General features: G+C 71.8%; 24 protein-coding genes. 14 read left to right on the forward strand and 10 right to left on the reverse strand.

The annotated features are described in order from the left end of the window. The first annotated feature begins 8 nt into the window (after window positions 1-8). A complete protein-coding gene (locus tag OG990_RS00180; RefSeq protein WP_406078552.1) occupies window positions 9-458 on the forward strand; it encodes a GNAT family N-acetyltransferase in 450 nt (149 codons plus the stop codon). 24 nt (window positions 459-482) lie between these two features. Here OG990_RS00180 and OG990_RS00185 read toward each other — a convergent pair whose 3' ends face one another. Next, on the reverse strand, window positions 483-1,142 hold the full coding sequence (locus tag OG990_RS00185; protein ID WP_328419417.1) for a DUF6766 family protein: 660 nt from the start codon (window positions 1,140-1,142) through the stop codon (window positions 483-485). 70 nt (window positions 1,143-1,212) lie between these two features. After that, the gene (locus OG990_RS00190; protein WP_406078553.1) at window positions 1,213-1,704 is read right to left on the reverse strand and encodes a DUF4383 domain-containing protein; all 492 of its coding nucleotides are present in this window, start codon (window positions 1,702-1,704) and stop codon (window positions 1,213-1,215) included. 231 nt (window positions 1,705-1,935) lie between these two features. Between OG990_RS00190 and OG990_RS00195 the strand changes: the two genes are divergently transcribed. Genes OG990_RS00195 through OG990_RS00205 form a run of 3 tightly spaced genes read left to right on the forward strand, consistent with a single transcriptional unit; the run spans window position 1,936 to window position 3,945 of the window. Continuing rightward, the gene (locus tag OG990_RS00195) at window positions 1,936-2,799 is read left to right on the forward strand and encodes a hypothetical protein (RefSeq protein WP_406078554.1); all 864 of its coding nucleotides are present in this window, start codon (window positions 1,936-1,938) and stop codon (window positions 2,797-2,799) included. 31 nt (window positions 2,800-2,830) lie between these two features. Then, on the forward strand, window positions 2,831-3,298 hold the full coding sequence (locus OG990_RS00200) for a phage holin family protein (RefSeq protein WP_328419412.1): 468 nt from the start codon (window positions 2,831-2,833) through the stop codon (window positions 3,296-3,298). Continuing rightward, window positions 3,295-3,945: a DUF3618 domain-containing protein gene (locus tag OG990_RS00205; RefSeq protein ID WP_328419411.1), complete on the forward strand. Its 651-nt coding sequence runs from the start codon at window positions 3,295-3,297 to the stop codon at window positions 3,943-3,945. The genes OG990_RS00200 and OG990_RS00205 overlap by 4 nt, the downstream gene beginning before the upstream one ends. On the opposite strand, the gene OG990_RS00210 is transcribed toward OG990_RS00205, so the two are convergent. After that, window positions 3,939-5,066: a glycosyltransferase gene (locus OG990_RS00210; protein WP_406078555.1), complete on the reverse strand. Its 1,128-nt coding sequence runs from the start codon at window positions 5,064-5,066 to the stop codon at window positions 3,939-3,941. The genes OG990_RS00205 and OG990_RS00210 overlap by 7 nt on opposite strands. 15 nt (window positions 5,067-5,081) lie before the next feature. Continuing rightward, window positions 5,082-6,329, reverse strand: a complete 1,248-nt coding sequence (locus OG990_RS00215) for a cytochrome P450 (protein WP_406078556.1) — start codon at window positions 6,327-6,329, stop codon at window positions 5,082-5,084. A gap of 274 nt (window positions 6,330-6,603) precedes the next feature. On the opposite strand from OG990_RS00215, the gene OG990_RS00220 reads away from it, so the two are divergent. Continuing rightward, entirely contained in the window at window positions 6,604-7,011 is a 408-nt protein-coding gene (locus tag OG990_RS00220; protein ID WP_406078557.1) for a hypothetical protein, read from the forward strand. Between the two features lie 42 nt (window positions 7,012-7,053). Here the strand turns inward: OG990_RS00220 and OG990_RS00225 are convergent, their stop codons facing one another. Beyond that, complete coding sequence (locus tag OG990_RS00225; RefSeq protein ID WP_121653657.1) at window positions 7,054-7,272, reverse strand: DUF397 domain-containing protein; 219 nt, start codon at window positions 7,270-7,272, stop codon at window positions 7,054-7,056. Window positions 7,273-7,341: 69 nt separating this feature from the next. Between OG990_RS00225 and pepN the strand changes: the two genes are divergently transcribed. Then, a complete protein-coding gene (gene pepN, locus OG990_RS00230; RefSeq protein ID WP_406078558.1) occupies window positions 7,342-9,858 on the forward strand; it encodes an aminopeptidase N in 2,517 nt (838 codons plus the stop codon). A gap of 46 nt (window positions 9,859-9,904) precedes the next feature. Here pepN and OG990_RS00235 read toward each other — a convergent pair whose 3' ends face one another. Continuing rightward, the gene (locus OG990_RS00235) at window positions 9,905-11,119 is read right to left on the reverse strand and encodes an FAD-dependent monooxygenase (protein ID WP_406078559.1); all 1,215 of its coding nucleotides are present in this window, start codon (window positions 11,117-11,119) and stop codon (window positions 9,905-9,907) included. Window positions 11,120-11,279: 160 nt separating this feature from the next. Then, complete coding sequence (locus tag OG990_RS00240) at window positions 11,280-11,957, reverse strand: PadR family transcriptional regulator (RefSeq protein WP_328419398.1); 678 nt, start codon at window positions 11,955-11,957, stop codon at window positions 11,280-11,282. 122 nt (window positions 11,958-12,079) lie between these two features. On the opposite strand from OG990_RS00240, the gene nadD reads away from it, so the two are divergent. The 5 genes from nadD (at window position 12,080) to OG990_RS00265 (ending at window position 15,558) form a co-directional block, all read left to right on the forward strand. Beyond that, window positions 12,080-12,676 carry a nicotinate-nucleotide adenylyltransferase gene (nadD, locus tag OG990_RS00245; protein WP_328419396.1) on the forward strand — a complete coding sequence of 199 codons (597 nt, stop codon included), beginning with the start codon at window positions 12,080-12,082 and terminating at the stop codon, window positions 12,674-12,676. Window positions 12,677-12,786: 110 nt separating this feature from the next. Next, window positions 12,787-13,194: a ribosome silencing factor gene (gene rsfS / locus OG990_RS00250; RefSeq protein WP_328419394.1), complete on the forward strand. Its 408-nt coding sequence runs from the start codon at window positions 12,787-12,789 to the stop codon at window positions 13,192-13,194. Continuing rightward, on the forward strand, window positions 13,191-13,820 hold the full coding sequence (locus tag OG990_RS00255; RefSeq protein ID WP_406078560.1) for a histidine phosphatase family protein: 630 nt from the start codon (window positions 13,191-13,193) through the stop codon (window positions 13,818-13,820). Before rsfS ends, OG990_RS00255 begins: the two co-directional genes overlap by 4 nt. Window positions 13,821-13,925: 105 nt before the next feature. Beyond that, a complete protein-coding gene (locus tag OG990_RS00260; protein ID WP_328419390.1) occupies window positions 13,926-14,780 on the forward strand; it encodes a DegV family protein in 855 nt (284 codons plus the stop codon). Between the two features lie 4 nt (window positions 14,781-14,784). Then, on the forward strand, window positions 14,785-15,558 hold the full coding sequence (locus OG990_RS00265; RefSeq protein WP_406078561.1) for an SDR family NAD(P)-dependent oxidoreductase: 774 nt from the start codon (window positions 14,785-14,787) through the stop codon (window positions 15,556-15,558). Between the two features lie 3 nt (window positions 15,559-15,561). Here OG990_RS00265 and OG990_RS00270 read toward each other — a convergent pair whose 3' ends face one another. Together OG990_RS00270 and OG990_RS00275 are read right to left on the reverse strand one after the other, a co-directional pair. Then, window positions 15,562-15,783, reverse strand: a complete 222-nt coding sequence (locus OG990_RS00270; protein ID WP_406078562.1) for a flavin reductase — start codon at window positions 15,781-15,783, stop codon at window positions 15,562-15,564. 20 nt (window positions 15,784-15,803) lie between these two features. Continuing rightward, window positions 15,804-16,088, reverse strand: a complete 285-nt coding sequence (locus tag OG990_RS00275) for a hypothetical protein (RefSeq protein WP_406078563.1) — start codon at window positions 16,086-16,088, stop codon at window positions 15,804-15,806. Between the two features lie 368 nt (window positions 16,089-16,456). Here OG990_RS00275 and OG990_RS00280 point away from each other — a divergent pair, with 368 nt between their 5' ends. Further along, complete coding sequence (locus OG990_RS00280) at window positions 16,457-17,206, forward strand: DUF5753 domain-containing protein (RefSeq protein ID WP_406078564.1); 750 nt, start codon at window positions 16,457-16,459, stop codon at window positions 17,204-17,206. Beyond that, window positions 17,203-17,397, forward strand: coding sequence for a DUF397 domain-containing protein (locus tag OG990_RS00285; RefSeq protein ID WP_355609230.1), 195 nt, complete (start codon window positions 17,203-17,205; stop codon window positions 17,395-17,397). The genes OG990_RS00280 and OG990_RS00285 overlap by 4 nt, the downstream gene beginning before the upstream one ends. 330 nt (window positions 17,398-17,727) lie before the next feature. On the opposite strand, the gene OG990_RS00290 is transcribed toward OG990_RS00285, so the two are convergent. Then, window positions 17,728-17,949, reverse strand: a complete 222-nt coding sequence (locus OG990_RS00290) for a GntR family transcriptional regulator (RefSeq protein WP_406078565.1) — start codon at window positions 17,947-17,949, stop codon at window positions 17,728-17,730. Window positions 17,950-18,261: 312 nt separating this feature from the next. Here OG990_RS00290 and OG990_RS00295 point away from each other — a divergent pair, with 312 nt between their 5' ends. Beyond that, window positions 18,262-18,636, forward strand: a complete 375-nt coding sequence (locus OG990_RS00295; RefSeq protein WP_406078566.1) for a VOC family protein — start codon at window positions 18,262-18,264, stop codon at window positions 18,634-18,636. The last annotated feature ends 27 nt before the right edge of the window (window positions 18,637-18,663 follow it).

Genomic DNA, 18,663 nt, shown 5'->3' on the forward strand with positions numbered 1-18,663 from the left:
GTTGGGTGATGCTGATCGAAGTCCGGCCCACCACCGATCCGGAGATCGCCGCCCTGGTCATCGCACAGCAGCGTGAGCTGCGCGTGGCCGACGGCGGGTTGGACGGGCAGGTCACCGTCACCCACGACGACATCCGCTACCTCGCGGTGGTGGTGAACGGCCGGGCGGTCGCCTGCGGTGGGCTCCAGTCGCTCGACACCGCCACCGGCGAGGTCAAGCGGATGTACGTCCGGCCGGCGTTCCGGGGTCGGGGCATCGCCCGCCAGTTGCTCGCCGCGCTGGAGGAGTTGGCGTTCCGCCAGGGGCACTCGGTGGTATGCCTGGAGACGGGCACCTACCTACCGGCCGCGATCGGGCTGTACACCTCGTGCGGCTACGACCGGATCCCGGTCTACGGCGAGTACGTGGACAACCCGTACAGCGTCTGTTTCGCCAAGCGGTTGCCGGTCGCGGCCTGACGACCCCGCCGCCGCACCCGGCGCTCAGGCGCCGGTGCTGGCGTGCGACACGGTGACCGGCTTCGACTCCGGCGAGGCGTGCTGGCGCAGGACGATGCTCAGCAGGATCAGCGCGCCGACCGCCAGGAATTCGCTCTGCCAGTTCTGCATGGACTGGAACCAGAAGTCGCTGGTGCCGAGGAAGTCCCACACCCCGATCGGCGGTGCGCCGCTCTGCAACGCCTGCTCCTGGTTGTACGTGGCGGTGCCGCCGAGCAGGTGGCCGACGAACGAGCCGGCGAAGATCAGCAGCAGCGCGATGGAGAGGCTGTTGCGGTAGACGACCAGCGGCAGACCACCGGCGCGCACCGGCCAGGGCGACTGCGGGGTGGCCCGGCGCTCGTCGTCCTCCGGCCGGTCAGTCTGGTCCACCGGCTTCGACTCGGCGGAACCCCGCTGCACCAGGTACGCGGTGAGCAGCACGTACCCGCCCATCTGGAGGAACTCCGACTCCCAGTTCTCGAAGACCGCCTCGGCGAAGTGCCCGGTGGTCAGGTACGCCGGCCAGCTCAGCGGCGCGGCGCCGAACTCGGTCAGTTCCTCGTTGTGGGTCTGCCAGCCGAAGACGCTCTGCAGCACCAGGAAGACCAGGAACGCGCCGAGCATGGCGACGGCCAGCGCGTTGTCGCGCAGCCAACGAGGCATCTCGTCCTCCTTCGCGGATCAGCTCCCGATACCCACCTCGGTACGACCGCGAAACCGACGAACCGGCAGGTCAGTGCCGGTTGGCGGGAGTGTCCAGCCGCCCGCCGGTGCCCGCCCGGTTGGAGAGCAGCAGCCCGAGCGCGAGCATGCCGAAGCCGAGGGCGAGGTGCAGCCAGTTGTCGGCGTTGTTGAGCGGCAGGATGTTCGCCCCGCCTTCCTCGTCGATGGCCTCGATCGCCAGCCCGTACAGCCAGAGGGCGAGGTAGATCGCACCGCCGCCGGCCAGGAAGAGCCGGGCGCCGGCGACGCTCCGGGCCATCACGAGGCCGGCCAGCCCGAACAGCAGATGCACCGCGTTGTGCAGGATCGACACCTGGAACAGCCCGACCAGCCGGGCGTCCGAGTGGTGCCCGGCGAACCTCAGCTCGCCGTAGTCGGTGGTGATGCCGGGAATGAAGCCGAGGACGCCGATCAGCAGGAAGACCCCGGCCACGATCAACGCGGCCAGCTGGACCCGGGGTCGTGCGCCGGCCGGCCGGCCACCTCGCGCGTCTCGTGCCATCGCTGCCCCCTTCGTGGATCTGCCAGCCCTCGCGAACCTCACTGTCCGCAGCGGCGACGTGACGCAGCCCGACGATCCTCCATTTTGAAGTCGATCCGGCAGGCCGCGCAGAGAAATGCACGAAGAGGTATGGAAGCCAAAACGCAGGGTAGGTGAATGGTCGGCGGCCGCGGTAACGCAGCCGCATCCCCCCAGCACAACCGCGACGACTATCCGAGCGGAAGGGAAATCATGACTTACGATCTTTCACCTACGTCTTCCACGTACGGGCAGGAGTCGACCAACGGCGGTGGCGTCCGCGACCAGGCGCGCCAGGTCGGTTCCGAGGCCGCGCAGGCCGGCGGTGCGGTCGCCCAGACCGCCAAGGAGCAGGGCACCGAGGTCGGCCGTGAGGCTGCCCGGCAGGCCCGCAACCTGTACGGCGAGGCCCGCACCCAGCTCGCCAGCCAGACCGGTGAGCAGCAGCGCCGGGCCGCCGGTGGGCTGCGTTCGCTGGCCGACGAGATGCGCTCGATGGCCGAGCAGGGTGGCCAGGCCGGTCCGGTGAGTGAGCTGGCCCGTCAGGCTGCCGACCGGGTGCACGGCGCGGCCGGCTGGCTCGAGGAGCGCGAGCCCGGCGACCTGCTCACCGAGGTACGCGACTACGCGCGGCGTAACCCGGGCACCTTCCTGGTCGGCGCGGCGGTTCTCGGCGTGCTGGCCGGCCGGCTGACCCGCGGCATCTCCGCCGCTGGCGACGACTCCGGCAACGGCTCCTCGACCTACCGGGGCGCTGGGGCGTACGACCCGGAGCAGACTGCCGTGATCCCGACGCCGGCGCCCCGCGCGGTGCCGGACGCCGTCCCGTCGGCCGGGTACGCCGACCCGACCCCCGGCACGTACGCCGAGCCGACGCCCGGCGGCTACGCCGACCCGACGCCCGGTGGCTACGCCGACCCGACGCCCGGTGGCTACGCCGACCCGGCGCCTGGTGGGTACGCCGACCCGCGCCGGGGCGACTACCCGGGGCAGACCGGCACCGGCCAGCCGCTGCCGCCGGTGACCCAGACCGATCCGCTGCCCGGCGTGCCGTCCAGCGGCACCACCCGCCCGTGAGCCACCGAGTCATCCGAAGGGAGGCGACGGCATGAGCATGCCGACGCAGGGGTCCGGACTGGACTCCGGTTACCACCCCGACGCGGGTGCCCCGCACACCGCGGCGGAGGTGAAGGGCAGCTCCATCGGTGAGCTGATGCGTCAGGTCACCGGTGACCTCTCGACGCTGATGCGCCAGGAGGTCGAGCTGGCCAAGGCCGAGATCCGCCAGGAGGGCAAGAAGGCCGGCAAGGCTGCCGGGCTCTTCGGCGGGGCCGGCTTCGGCGGCTACATGGTGGCGCTCTTCCTTTCGCTGGCCCTCTGGGCCGGGCTGTCCAACGTCATGGACGCCGGCTGGGCCGGGCTGATCGTGGCCGTCATCTGGGCGGCGATCGCTGCGGTTCTCTACTCCATGGCCAAGAAGAACGCCCAACACGTACGCGGCCTCAAGCAGACCAACGACAGCGTGCAGCGGATCCCCGACGCGCTCAAGCCCCACCCGGAGGGAGTCACCCGATGAGCACCGATCCCGACCAGATCCGCCGGGAGATCGAAGCCACCCGCAACAGCCTCAGCTCCGATGTGGACGCGCTGGCGTACAAGGTCAGCCCCAGCCGCATCGTCGACGACCGCAAGCAGCGAGCCCGCTCCGCGCTGCAGAATGTGAGGGACAAGGTCATGGGAACCGCGTCTGACCTCGGCCACGGCACCGGCCACGCCGCCCACTCGGTGGGCGACCGCGCCTCGTCGGCGGCCTCCAGCGTCAACGACGCCGCGCACTCGGCGGCCTCCACCGTCAGCGACGCCGCGCACAGCGCGCCGCACGTGATCCGGCAGAAGTCGGCGGGCAACCCGCTGGCCGCCGGCCTGATCGCGTTCGGGGTGGGCTGGCTGGCCTCCTCGCTGATCCCGGCCTCCCGTCGCGAGCAGGAGGCCGCGACCCAGATCAAGGAGAAGGTCGGCGAGCACAGCGGGGCGGTGAAGGAGAAGCTGGGCGAGGTGGCCAGCGAGCTCAAGGACGAGCTGCGCGAGCCGGCCCAGCACGCCGCCGAGTCGGTGAAGTCCACCGCCCAGGGCGCCGTGCACGTGGTCAAGGACGACACGAAGTCGGCTGCGCAGGACGTCAAGGACCAGGCACAGCAGTCCCGCCAGCAGGTCACCTACTGATCCGTCCCCACCCCGACAGCCCGCGGCCACCCCGCTGCCCGCGGGCTGTTCCCTGCAAGGGGGCGGAGGCGGGAGGTGGGGTGGGCGGCTTGGCGGATTCGGGTGTTGCCATAGCGGGCTCCGCCCAGCAGGAAACGCCGGCCCACCGCCAGCCAACCGCACGCGCCGCGTTCCAGTAGCCACAGCGGGGCCGACAGCGCGGTTGTCGGCGGGAAGACCGTGCTGCCGCCAGCGCGACGGCGGCCCAACTCGGCCAGGGCGACGGTGCCGGCCGCCGCACCGAGCAGTAGTCCGGGTCGACGGGCCGCGACGGCCGCCGCCAGCGCCGGCAGGACCGCGAGCACGGTCAGCAGGCGGGCCGGCTGGGCCAGATCGTCGTACGCCTGGCGGACTCGTTGGCCGCGGAAGTGCGCGGCGTCCGGCGGCAGCCGGCGTACGTACAGCCAGGCCGGTGCGGCCTCGGTGCCGCCGTACGCCCGCACGGTGCGGATCAGCTCCAGGTTCTCGAAGAGCACGTTCGGGTCGTATCCGCCCATGCCGAGGAAGGTGCTGCGGCGAACCGCCAGGGTGCCCGGGTAGTCCGCCCCGAACGCCCGGTTGAGCAGCGTCCGGCCGGTGTCCCACCAGGCGTGCCAGGGCAGCGGGTCGAAGTAGTTCTGCGGTCGCACCAGATCCACCCGGCCCAGCAACCGGTGCACCGCGCGCAGCCCGGCGTCGTCGTACCGGACGTCGTCATCGGCGATCACCACGTGCTCGTGGCCCGCCCCGCGGACGCCGGTGAGCACCCCGATCACCTTGCCGTTCAGCCCGTGCAGGGTGGGGTCGGGCGGCAGGTGCCGGAGGTTCAGTCCGCGCCACGCGGCGGCGTGCCGGGCGAAGAGATCCGGCGGCGAACCGTCGACGACGGTCACCTCGACCCGGTCGCCCAGCCAGCGCAGGTAGTCGGTCAGCTCGGCCCGGCCAACGTCGGTGGTCCGGCGCAGCGGCAGGACGTACGCCATCGGCAGTGCGGGTGGCGGCGTGCCGGCGCGGCCGTCGCTCGACCGCTCTCCGGCCCGCGCGCGGCCGGCCTCGGCGTTGCGGGCCGACGCTGGGTAGCGCTGCGGGTGCGGGCGGTCCATTCCCAGACGTCCGGGTCAGGCGGTGCGGCGGATGTTGGTGAGGGTGAGGCCGGTGGGGGGCAGGACGGGCATCCTGTGCAGATCCAGGGCCAGGTTCTGCGGGGGGACGTCGTAGCGCATGGTGCTGGTCAGGTTGGTGACCGCCCGCTTCATCAGGTCGATGGTGATCCACTCACCGGCGCAGCGGTGCCCGGTCCTGTGGTCGCCGCCGCCCTGTGGGATCAACGCGAACGGGTCCACGCGGCGGCCGGCGAACCGTTCCGGGCGGAACAGCTCGGGCTGTGGCCAGAGCGCCGGGTGGTGGTTGGTGCCGTACAGGTCGAGCAGTACGCGTCGGCCCTGCGGAAAGTGGTGACCCTCCCAGTCGAAGGAGCGCCGGACCCGGGCCGCGGCGGCCGGGAAGAACGGGTAGTAGCGGCGTACCTCCTGGACGAACTGCTCGGTGGCCTCGTCGTCCTCGCGGACCCGCTGCCGCCAGGCCGGGTGGTCGTGCAGGGCGAGCGCGGCGAAGACGATGAACCGGTCCACGGCGACCGTCGGCCGCAGCACGTTCAGCAGTTCGACGGCGGCGATCCGCCGGGGGAGGAGCCTGCCCCGGGCGTCCCGGTGCTCGGCGATCACCTGCAGCGCGCTGCCGGCCGGCGCGGCGACGCTACCGACCCGGGTCCGCTCGATGACGTCGGCGAGCCAGCGTTCGGCCCGGCGACGGGCGAGCCGCCCCCGCCAGTGCCGGGGGCCGACCACCGCCGGGGCTTCGATCATGGCGTGCAGCTCGACGGTACGGCGGTCGACCTGCGACGCGGCCAGCGGCACCCCGGCCCAGGCGCAGACCACCCGGGTGAGCAGCCTGCCCAGCTCGTCGTAGAGCACCACCGGCGCGGCACCCTCCCAGGCGGGGATCCGGGCCTGCCACTCGTCGTCGAAGAGCTGGCCCAACTGCCGGATGGCGGTCGGCGTCATGATCGACATGAGCATCGCCTTGCGGTCCCGGTGCTCCGAGCCGTCCAGCCCCTGCACCCCGCCCCGGCCGGTGAGGGTCCGTTGCACCCGCAGCGGCATCGCGGTGCGCCGCTGGAAGCGCTCGGTGTCGTAGAACAGCTCCGCCGCCGGCCTGCCACGCAGGCAGATGGTCGGGGTCAGCAGGATCCGGGTCTGGAAGACGTCGCTGCCGTACCGGTCGCAACGCTCGCCGATGAACCGGTAGCCGGCGCGGAGGAACGCGAGCGTGCTGTCCGGGCTGCGGTCGGCCGGCATGGTCGCCATCGGGTCTCCTCACCTGCGGGTGGCGGCCGTCCGCCGCTGGCCGGTCTCCTCGGTCGGCTGCGTCTACCCGGGTCAGCGCTCCTGAATCCCGCCGCCCGGATCGCTGCTGGGCCGGCGGTCCGCTCGCCGGGGCCACCGGATCGGCGTCTGCTGGCCCCTCCCACCGGCGCGGAAACCTGGTTGGCTTCTCGGTAGGTGGCCGGCCACAGAGCCGGGCCGGGCGGGTTGCCCGGTGGCGTGGCCGGGCGGCGACCACGGATCACGGGGAGGGTGAATGCGGGACAACAGATCACCGTACTGGCGGCAGCGTCGAGTGGTCGGGGCGCTCGGCATCGGCAGGGGTCGAGACGGCGGAGGGCTGATCCGTCCGCCCGGAAGACCCACCCGGCCGCACCGGTTCTTCACGGTGCACCTGGGCTTCACCGCGCCGGGCGCGGCCGACGCCCGCGAGCTGGCCGTGGCGTACGCCGAGGCGCTGAGCCTGCTCCGCCCGGAGCTGGCGCTCGGCGCGGCGGCCCTGTCACCGGCCGACGCCTGGCAACGCGCCGAACGGCTGTTCTGCGGGGCGGTCGGCCCGGACGGGGAGCGGTGCGTCGACGTGGCCGACCACCCCGGCTTCCATCACGCCCCGGGTCCCGGCGGGCTCGGCTGGGGCGACGGCGACGGTACCGGCGATGGCTGACGGCGTTGCGCCCCGGGTGGGGCACCGCGCCAGCGACGAGTGTCAGTCCAGGTCGAACTCGCCGTCCTGCGCGCCGGCGACGAACGCGTCCCACTCGGCCTGGGTGAAGACCAGCACCGCCCCCTCCGGCTCGGCGGAGTTGCGCATCCCGATCAGGTCATCGACGAAGGCGACCTCGACGGCGCTGTCGGAGGTGTCCCCGTCGGCCCGCTGCCAGACCGCCCGAGAGAGGTCGAAGTCGCCCTTGGGGTGCTGCGCCATGGTTCTTTCCTCCAGTGCCGAGGGTCGTGTGGTGACCGCGTGCGGATCCCCATCGGGCAGGATAAGCGGATGCCGAGCCTGACCCGTGTAGAGGCGACCGCGCGTGGCGCGGCGATTACTGTCGAGTCTTATCAGGTGGACCTCGACCTGACCGGTGGTGGGGAGCTGTTCCGCTCCCGCGTCGAGATCCGGTTCCGGGCGACCCCCGGCACCGCGACCTTCGCCGAGATCAAACCCGCCACACTGCTGGCGGTACGCCTCAACGACCGCGCCGTCGACCCCGCAGCGTTGACCGACAACCGGCTGCCGCTGAGCGACCTTGCCGCGGAGAACACCCTGGTCGTCGAGGCGGAGATGGCGTACTCCAACACGGGGGAGGGGATGCACCGCTTCGTCGACCCGGCCGACGGTGAGACCTACCTCTACGCGGTGACCTTCCTCGACAACGTGCAGCGCATCTTCGCCGCCTTCGACCAGCCCGACCTCAAGGCGTCGTTCACCCTCGCGGTCACCGCCCCGCCAGAGTGGACGGTGGCCAGCAACGCCGAGGTGGCCGCCAATCCCGTGCCCGGTCGTTGGGAGTTCGCCCCGACCGCGCCGCTGGCCACCTACTTCTTCTCGCTGATCGCCGGGCCGTACCACGTGCGGCGGGCCGAGCACGACGGCGTGCCACTGGGCATCTACTGCCGCCGGTCGCTCGCCGAGCACCTGGACGCCGACGCCGACGAGATCTTCACCATCACCCGGCAGTGCCTGGACCGGTTTCACCAGCTCTTCACCGAGCGCTACCCGTTCGGCAAGTACGACCAGGCGTTCGTGCCCGAGTTCAACGCCGGCGCCATGGAAAACCCGGGCATCGTCACCTTCCGCGACGACTACGTGTTCCGCTCGGCGGTCACCGACACCCAGCGCGAGCTGCGGGCCACCACCATCGCGCACGAGATGGCGCACATGTGGTTCGGCGACCTGGTCACCATGCGCTGGTGGGACGACCTATGGCTGAACGAGTCCTTCGCGGAGTACCTGGGCACCCGGGTCACCGCCGAGGCGACCCGTTTCGATCAGGCGTGGACCACCTTCGCCATGCGCCGCAAGGCCTGGGGGTACGCCGCCGACCAGCGCCCCTCCACCCACCCGGTCGCTCCGGAGGAGGTGTCCGACGCCGACGAGGGCCTGCTCAACTTCGACGGCATCTCGTACGCCAAGGGGGCCAGCGTGCTGCGGCAGCTGGTCGCGTGGCTCGGTGACGAGGCGTTCCTCGCCGGGCTGAACGCGCACTTCTCCGCGCACCGCTTCGGCAACGCGACCCTCGCCGACCTGCTGGCCAGTCTCACCACGGCGAGCGGCCGGGACCTCTCCGGCTGGGCCGATGTGTGGTTGCGCCGGCCGCAGGTCAACACGCTGCGCGCCGAGGTCGCCGTCGACGCCGAGGGCCGCTACGCCGAGGTGGCCGTGGTGCAGACCGCGCCCGAGTCGTACCCGGTGCTTCGCCCGCACCGGATCGGCGTGGGCCGCTACTCGGCGGACGGCGCCGTGCGGCGCGACGAGGTGGACCTCGACCCGGCCGCCGACGGCGGCCGGACGGTGCTCGGTGAGCTGACCGGCCAGCCGGCGGCCCGACTCCTGCTGCCCAACGACGGGGACCTCACCTTCGCCAAGGTGCGCCTCGACCCGGCGTCGGCGGACGCCGTGCCGCTGGTGCTGCCGGGGCTCGCCGACCCGTTGGCGCGGGCGGTGCTCTGGGGCGAGGCGCTGGACGCGGCGACCGACGGGGAGCGGCCGGTCAGCGGCCTGGTCGACCTGATGGTCGCCGCGCTGCCCGCCGAGACCGAGGTGATCATCGCGGAGGACGTGCTCACCCTCAGCCGGTCGCTGGTCGATCGCTACCTCGACCCGCTGACCCGGTCCGCGGCGCTGGCCCGGGTCGCCGGGGCGTGTCGGCAGTTGCTCGACGGCGCGTCGGCGGGGGAGTCGTTGCAGCTCGCCGCGGCGCGGGCGTGGATCGCCGCGACCACCGACGCGGACCTGCTCACCGGCTGGCTCGCCGGCCGGGACGTGCCGGCGGGGCTGAAGGTCGACGCCGAGCTGCGCTGGGCGATGCTGCGCCGGCTGGTGGTGCTGGGCGCCGCCGGCGAGGCGGAGATCGTCGCTGAGGCGGCCGCCGACCCCAGCGCCACCGGCGCGGAGCGAGCCGCCCGCTGCCGGGCCGCGCTGCCCGACCCGGCCGCCAAGCAGGCGGCATGGGAGATCATCGTGCGGGACACCGAGCTGTCCAACCGGCTGTTGGAGGCGACGGCCGAGGGGTTCTGGCAACCCGAACAGGCCGAGCTGACCGCCGCGTACGTCGAGCGGTACTTCGCGGACATGCCGGCGGCCGCGCGACGGCGTACCGCGTGGACGGCCGACCGGGTGGCTTCCCTGGCGTTCCCCCGCTACGCCGTGGCGCAGCCGACCCGGGAGGCGGCCGCCGCGCTGCTGGCCCGCGACGACCTGACCCCGGGCCTGCGCCGGGTGGTCACCGACGCCGACGACGACCTGCGCCGTGCGCTGGTCGCCCGGACCGCGATGGCCGCCGCGGCGGCCTGACAGACCGGTCGGGGCGGGGTGGCCCACCGGCCACCCCGCCCGCGGCTCAGCGCAGCGCGGGCTCTGCCGTGACCGGCGCGTCCCAGTCGATGACGTAGCGCTGCTCGTGGGCGACCGTCTTCTCCGGGTCCATGGCGGTGCGCGTCAGCAGGGGCATCAGCAGTGGCATCAGCGTCCGGGCGACCGGCCCCGGCGCCTTGGCGTGGTTGATCCGCGCCGCGCGGGCGGCGACCTTCTCGACCCGCGAGCGGCGGAGCCGCTCGAACGCGGCGAACGCCGACGCCACGTCCGGCAGGTCGCGCAGGCAGCGGGCGAGCTGCACCGCGCTCTCGATGGCCAGCGACGCGCCCTGCCCGGAGCTGTTCGACGGCGCGTGCGCCGCGTCGCCGACCAGCACCATCCGCCCCCGGTGCCAGTGCGGCACGGGCGGCATGATCTGCAGCGAACCGACCACCTGGAGCTCGTCGGCGTTGCTGGTCGCCACCAATTCCCGGCCCGGATCGTCGTCGCCGTAGGTGGTGCGCAGCGTGGCCAGCCATTCCGCCGACGGCACCGCGCGGGCCTCGACCAGGCTCATCGGCCGCTGCTGCGGCAGGTTGGCCCCCCACCGGGTGCCGCCGCCGGGCTCCGGCCAGTAGAGGTAGTAGCCGCGTCGCCCGAACGCGAAGGTCATCGTGCCCGGCTCGACGTCCACCTCGTGCCGGGCCACCGCCTCGAAGCCGAGCAGCCCGGTGAACCGGGGGCCGGGCGCGGCCGGGTCGATGAGACCACGGACCGTCGACCGGATGCCGTCGGCGCCGACCAGAATGTCGGCGGTGGCGGTGCTGCCGTCCTCGAAGCGGGCGGTCACGCCACTGTCCGTCTGCTCGGCGCCGACCAGCCGCTTGCCGTACGCGAAAGCGACGCCCTCGGCGACCGCCCGGTCGTGCAGCACCCGGTGCAGTTCGGCCCGGTGCACCACGCGCAGCGGCGGCACTCCGGCCAGGATGGGCAGGTCGATGCGGCGGCGGCCGACCGCCATGACGCTGCGCTCGATCGGGGTGGCGATTGCCGTCACCGCCTGGTCCGCGCCGACCGTTTGCAGGGCCGCCACGCCGTTGGGCGCGAGCGCGAGCGTGCCGCCGATGCCGCCAACTCCGCTGGCGGTGGCGGGGTACGCCTCGTGGACGGTGGCGGTGATGCCGGCGCGGCGCAGTGCGAGTGCCGTCACCGGGCCGGCGATGCCGCCGCCGATGACGATCGCGGTTCGTACCGTGGTCATGTTCTCTCCCTGGGTGTCGTCGGTCCGTGCGCGGGCGAACCGACCTGGGAGGGAACCCGGTTATCCTCGTGTTTGCCGCTTCGGGCCGGGTGCCTTTCCAGGTGTCGGTTCGAGGTAAGGGCTCCGGCGGGGTGTTGGCGCACCCCGCCGGGGCCGTCTTTCAGTTGGGGGTCTCGGGGCGTCGGGTGCTGGGGTCGGGGGTGCTGGTCCTCTCCGCCAGCTCGGTCAGCTCGGCTGGCACCTCGCCGGTCTCGTGGTAGGCCCGCCAGATGTCCAGCCCGGGGTAGCTGCCCGAGGTCAGCTCGGCGAGCAGTGCCCGTAGCCAGGCCGCCTCGGCGGCGCGCATGGCCAGGTCGTACTCCGTCTCGACCAGGAACAGTCGCGGGATCTCCCGCAGGTGCGCGTCGAGCGCTTCGCGGTCCTGGCGGATCGCGTCGTCCAGCAGGTCGAGCCGCTGCCGCAGCAGGTCGGTGGCCTCGTCGGGATGCAGTGCGGCGAGCACGGACAGGCCGGCGCGGAAGCGGGGATGCTCGGGCATCGGGGTGGAGACCAGCTCGCGGGCCCAGTCGACCAGCTCCGCCCGCCCCGCGTCGGTGATCCGGTAGACGGTGCGTTCCGGGCGCCGGCCTTCGCGGAGGCTCTCCACCTCCTCGATCATGTCGTGTTTGTCCATGTTGCGGATCACCGTGTAGAAGGATCCCCACTTGAACTCCATGTCCTGGTCCTTGCCCCAGGCGCGCAGTGCGGTGGCGATCTCGTACGGGTGCATCGGCCGCTGGACCAGGGCGGACAGCACGGCCAGCGCCAGCAGGTTGCCGACCTTGCGCCGCTTCGGCACGACGTTCTCCCGTTCCTCGTATCCGATTACTCGTAGGCGAGTATATGCCCACGAGTGCCCGGAGCGCGACCCCTGAACCGGGCCGCAACGGCCCGCCCCGGCGTCCGGCCTACGATCACGGGGTGGAGGAAGATATCCGGCGGATTGGGATCATGGGTGGCACCTTCGACCCGATCCACCACGGGCACCTCGTCGCGGCCAGCGAGGTGGCGGACCGGTTCGGCCTGGACGAGGTGGTCTTCGTCCCCACCGGGCAGCCGTGGCAGAAGTCCGACGAGCCGGTCAGCCCCGCCGAGGACCGCTACCTGATGACGGTCATCGCCACCGCCTCCAACCCCCGCTTCCAGGTCAGCCGGGTCGACATCGACCGGAATGGGCCGACCTACACCGTCGACACGCTGCGCGACCTTCAGGCCGAGTACGGCCCCAAGGTGCAGCTGTTCTTCATCACCGGCGCGGACGCGCTGCAACGCATCCTGTCCTGGAAGGATCTGGACGAGATCTTCGAGCTGGCCCACTTCATCGGGGTGACCCGGCCCGGCTTCCGGCTCACCGACAAGCACCTGCCGGCGGACACTGTCAGCCTGGTCCAGGTGCCGGCGATGGCCATCTCGTCGACCGACTGCCGCGCGCGAGTGGCCCGGGGCGAGCCGGTCTGGTACCTGGTGCCCGACGGTGTGGTGCAGTACATCGGCAAGCGCAGCCTCTATCAGCGCTAATCACGCCCGGTATAGGGCGTTTCATGCGCCTAATCGACCAGAACTGACAAGTCGGGGCGTCGCCGGGTATGAGACGCTTGGTGGATCGCACGGTTGATCGAAGGAGAATGGTGACAGTTTCCGAACGCGCTCACGAGCTGGCAATCGCTGCCGCCCAGGCCGCCGCCGACAAGAAGGCGCAGGACATCGCGATCATCGACGTCGGCGACCAGCTCGCCATCACCGACGCGTTCCTGCTCGCCGCCGCCCCCAACGAGCGTCAGGTGCTGGCCATCGTCGACGCCATCGAGGAGCGCCTGCTGGAGCTGCCGGAGAAGGCCAAGCCGATCCGGCGCGAGGGCGAGCGTGGTGGCCGCTGGGTGCTGCTCGACTACGTCGACATCGTGGTGCACGTCCAGCACACCGAGGAGCGCGAGTTCTACGGGCTCGACCGGCTCTGGAAGGACTGCCCCACCATCCCGTTCGTCGACCGCGACCTGGTCGAGGCCGACGCCGGCGGGTCCGCCGCAGCCGAATGACCCGACTGATCGTCTGGCGGCACGGCAACACCGACTGGAACGCTGCCAACCGAGTTCAGGGGCAGACCGACGTACCCCTGAACGAGCTGGGCCGCGACCAGGCCCGCGCCGCCGCCCCGCTGCTCGCGTCGCTGCGACCCGACGCCATCGTGTCCAGCGACCTGAGCCGCGCCGCGGAGACCGCCGCCGCGCTGGCCGCGCTGACCGGGCTGCCGGTCCGCACCGACGCTCGGCTGCGCGAGCGGCACTTCGGCCAGTGGCAGGGCCTGCACCTCACCGAGGTCGCCGAGCGCTTCCCGGCCGAGTACACCCGCTGGCGGGCCGGTGACCCGGCCCCGGGCTCTGACCTGGAACCCCTGCGCGACCTCGGCGAACGGGTCGCCGCCGCGCTGCGGGAGGCGGCCGACGCGGCACCGGGCGGCACCGTGGTGATCGCCACCCACGGTGGCGGCTCCCGGCAGGGCGTCGGTCACCTGCTCGGCTGGGATCCCAGCGTGCTGCGCACCATCGGTTCACTGGCCAACTGCCACTGGACCGAGCTGCGGCACGACGACGTCCGCGGCTGGCAGCTGCGGGCGCACAACGTCGGCCTGGTCACCGCACCGGCCGTCGTCGACGCGGTCTGAGCCGCCGTCCCGTCCCCCCGCCGGCGTGATCCGACCGCCGTCCCCACTGCCCGGGGTGCGCTCGCGCTTCGGCGTTCAGGGCCTCGATCGGCTAGCGTGCCGGGCATGCCCGTCGCGGTCGTCATCGACTCCACCGCCTACCTCCCGCCCGACCTGGTGCAGGCGCACCGGCTGACCGTCGTCCCGTTGACCGTCGTGCTCAACGGCGCGGAAGGGCTGGAGGGGGTGGAGACCCAGCCCGCCGACGCCACCCTGGCGCTGAGCGGACGGCGGGTCACGGCCACCACATCCCGACCGGCACCTGAACAGTTCGCGCAGACGTACCGCCGGCTGCTCGACGCCGGCGCCGACGGAGTCGTCTCGGTGCACCTCTCCGCCACCCTCTCCGGCACGGTCGAGGCGGCCCGGCTGGCCGCCGCCGACCTGGACGGCCGCGTCGCCGTGGTGGACAGCCGCTCGACCGGCATGGGCCTCGGGTTCCCGGCCATCGCGGCCGCCAAGGCCGCCGAGGCCGGCGCCGACCTGGCCGGGGTACGCGACGCTGCGCTCGCCGCCGTCGCCCGGACCACGGTCTGGTTCTACGTCGACACGCTGGAATTCCTCCGCCGGGGCGGCCGGATCAACGCGGCCGAGGCGCTGTTCGGCACCGCCCTGTCGGTCAAGCCGATCATGCACATGCCGGACGGCGCGATCGTGCTGCGGGAAAAGGTACGGACCGCCAGCCGGGGAGTGGCCCGGCTGGTCGACCTGGCCGTCGAGGCGGCCGGGGACGACGAGGTGGACCTCGGGGTGCACCACCTGGCCGCGCCGCAGCGGGCCGAGGCGCTGCTCGCCGCGCTGACCGAGCGGCTGGGTGACCGGCTGCACGACACGTACGTCTCCGAGGCGGGCGCGGTGGTCGCCGCGCACGCCGGTCCGGGGCTGGCCTGCGTGGTCGTCCACCGACGGCCGGCAGGCTGAGCCGGTGCCCACATCGTGCGTGGTGACCGGCGGTGGCCGTGGTGTCGGCCGGGCCGTGGTGGAACGGCTGGTGACGACCGGTGGCACCGTCGTCGTCATGGAGCGCGACGCCGACGCGCTGGACTGGCTGGCCGGGCACCCGGCCGCCGACCGGCTGGTCGCGGTGGTCGGAGACGCCAGCGACGAGCGGGTGGCCGAGCAGGCCGCCGACCAGGCGGAGCGGGCCGCGCCGCTGACCGGCTGGGTGAACAACGCGGCGGTGTTCCGGGACGCCTCGCTGCACTCGGCGTCGGCCGACGTGGTGCTGGACCTGATCGGGCAGAACCTGCGCCCGGCCGTGGTGGGCGCCGCGGTGGCGGTCCGCCGGTTCCTGGCCGCCGGCGCGGGCGGGTCCATCGTGAACATCTCGTCGCACCAGGCCCACCGGCCGGTGTCGGGCGCCCTGCCGTACTCGACGGCGAAGGCGGCCGTGGAGGGGCTCACCCGAGCGCTGGCCGTCGAGTACGGGCGGCACGGCATCCGCGCCAACGCGGTCGCGCTCGGCTCGATCGCCACCGAGCGCCATGCCGACTTTCTGGCCACCCAGGAGCCCACCCAGGCCGAGTGGATCGACGCCGAACTGACCCGGCTGCACCCGGTGGGCCGGATTGGGCGGGTCGACGAGGTGGCGGAGGCGGTCGCGTACCTGCTGTCGCCAGCGGCGAGCTTCATCAACGGGGTGACTTTGCCTGTGGACGGGGGACGGGCCGTGCTCGGCCTCGACCCGGAGGCCCGCTGACAGTCAGCGGCCACGAGCCCAGTCGACGAAGCGGTCAGTGAGGTTGGCCGGCAGGGCGCTCGGGTTGAGCGCGGCGAGGTGGCCGGCTGCTTCCTCCTGAAGGGACGCCAGGTGGACCAGCAGGGCCGGGCGGTCGTTGCGGTACTCGCCGAGGAGACGCAGCTTCGCGGCCGAGCAGGGCCAAGCGATCCCACAGGTCCGGCAGCGCCACGATGGCTTGATCACGGGGTGTTCCGAGCGGCCGGTCATCCGCCGACCCGCACCGGGTCCCGGCGGACTGGCCGGCGACTCTCCGGAGCGAGCGCAGGAGCGATCACCCGCTGCGCACCCTCCGGCATGAAGTACAGGGACCGCCGGGCCAGCGCCATGCCGTCAGGCCCGAGCTGGTAGGCGTCGATCCACAGCCAGCCGTCGTACGTGATCCAGTCCAGGACCCGGATGACCCGGACCGTGATGGGTCGGAAGAACTGCGGGCTTGCCGCACGGGTCAGGAGCAGAACGTCGCTGGGATGAACCTTGCGCGTGGTCACCGCGACCACCGACGGCGATCGGGAACGCGGTTCCCGACCTGGCCCGGCCCACGGAACGGCGGGATGAACGGCCCGATGGGGCCCCGTACGACCGGCCGGGCGGGCGGCGACGCCGGCGGTGGCGTCGGTGGCGGGTTTGCGGGCTTCGGCTGCGGCTTGTTGTTCGGCACGGTCTCCCCTGGGTGCTGGTGGGAGGGGCCGCCCCGTGAGTGCTCGCCCGTGGGGCGGCCCCGCTACGAACGCGTCCGCCGGGTTCGGGTCCCTGCCGGCCGCGCCGTCCACGAAGCACCTTGCCAAGGGTTGCGGGCCGAACACACTGCGTAGCAGTATCTCCTGTGGACGTGCAGAACGTTCCGGGGAGGATTCGGATGAACCACGCAGTCATTGAGGCGATGTCGGCAGCCGGCGAAACAGCGGACAGCCTCGCAGCTCAGATAGGCGTCGACCCGAAGACGGCAGCCAAGTGGGCGAACCCCGGACGTATCCCGCAGACGCGTCACCGATCGACGGTCGCGGGAATTCTCGGCCGCGAAGAGGCGGACCTTTGGCCCGACCTGTTCAAGCGACGAGAGCCAGCATGGTTCCGGCCGTGGACCGACATCGAGCGTGAGGCTCTCGCGTTGCGTTGGTACGAGTCCGCCGTGTTACCCGGTCTCCTTCAGACCGAGGCGTACGCGCGAGCCGTGCTGAGTAGCGGGCAATGGGCTAGCGACGATATTCAAGGGCACGTCGAGACCCGCCTTCGCCGTCAGGCTGCCGTGTTTGATCGGCCTCGTCCGCCGCTCACCGTCTTCGTCGTCGACGAGGCCGCACTACGCCGGGGGAAACCCGACATTATGACCGATCAGATCGATCACCTGATGGCGCTCGCCGAGCGGCCAGCCGTCATGATTCACGTGGTCCCGCTGACGGCTGGTTTCCACCCCGGACAGGCCGGACCCTTCGTCATCGCCAGCACACCGGCAGGTCAGGATGTCGGCTACCTAGATGACCAGGCGTCCGGGCGCATCAGTAATGACGTTGCTCCGTTGTGGGCGGTGTGGGATACCGTGAGGTCGGTCGCGCTACCGCGAGACCTGACCATCGATCTGATGAGAGCGCGAGCATGGTTGACCTGACCGGCGCCCACTGGCGCACCAGCACCCGCAGCAGCTCGAACGGTGGGGCGTGCGTGGAGGTCGCCGACAACCTTCCTGGCGTCGTGCTCGTCCGCGACACGAAGGACCGCGACGGTGGCACGCTGACCTTCGGGCCGGAGGCTTGGCAGAGCTTCGTGAACCTGGCCAAGGGGATCGCCGCCCAAGGCTGATCGACGCAAGGTGGAGCCCCGGTCACCCGTGATGGGTGTGCCGGGGCTTATCTGTCGCAGGTCGCCGCGTCCCACGGCGCCGTCCGTCGCCTAGCGTCGAGTCCGGCGGCATGGAACCGGCCAGGCCGGCATGCCCGTTCTGGCGGTCGTGGGCGTTCGAGGATTGCTTGGTGTAAGCGGCCCGTTCGTAGGCCAGGCGAGTTCGGCGAGGACGCCGTCGGCAGGGTTTCGGCGCATCGTGGGCGGCCAGGGCACGACTGTAATCGAGCAACGTGTAGTGCCGAGTCAGCACGAAGATGCCGTCTCAACCGTCCGAGTCAGACACGTGCACTAGTTGTCGGCTACGAAGACGCCCTGCCCCTGCTGGCCGTAAACCAGGTTCCGCTCGTGCAGCTCTTTGACGGCTCGATAGGCCGTTGAGCGCGCCACCTTGTAGATCTCGCCGATTTCGGAGACTGACGGCAGTTGTTGGCCAGGCAGGTATTCGCCTGAGCGGATCTTCTGCTCGATGTCATCAGCGACGCGACGGTAATGCGGTGGCCTGGTTGGCATGATCGGCTCTCCTGGACTTCAGCGGAGATCATGTTTCCAGCCCGAACCTGATCAAGACAAGGCGACAACCCATCAGTAGAAGCAGTGACTGATCATGCCGCGTTGCTGTGTTAGCCTCGCTGCGCGCCCCAGATGGGCCTACCCCCCGGAGGTTCTGGCTACTTCAGCCACCACGCCGAGATAGACGCGACGTACGCGTCTCTCGTGCGGGATCCGGGGCGTCGGCGCCCTCGGGGCTTTGTCATAGGTGTGGCTGGGTGAACGCTGTGGGCTTCCGGTCGGGTCTTCGGATCGACCGGGAAGACGGTACGCATGACAGTCACGTTCAACCACACCATCATCGCCACCAAGGACAAGCACGCGTCGGCCGCGTTCTATCGGGGGTTGTTCGAGCTGCCCGAGGCACCCTCTTGGGGGCCGTTCGTGAACGTCCTGCTGGACGAGGGCGTGCTGCTCCAGTTCGCCGAGCCGCCGGTGGACATCCAGATGCAGCATTACGCGTTCCTTGTCGACGACGACCTGTTCCCGCGGTGCCTGGCGTTTGTCGAGGAGCGAGGCATCACGTACTGGGCCGATCCGCAGATGAAACGGCCGGGGGAGACCAACACCGAGCACGGCGGGCGCGGCTTCTACTTCATGGACCCGGCGGGGCACGCTATCGAGATCATCACGCGGCCCTACCTGTAGCACGTTCATGCATGATCAGGGCGTTGT

Origin of the sequence: Micromonospora sp. NBC_00858 (genome assembly GCF_045207365.1) — a bacterium.
Classification (GTDB): domain Bacteria; phylum Actinomycetota; class Actinomycetes; order Mycobacteriales; family Micromonosporaceae; genus Micromonospora.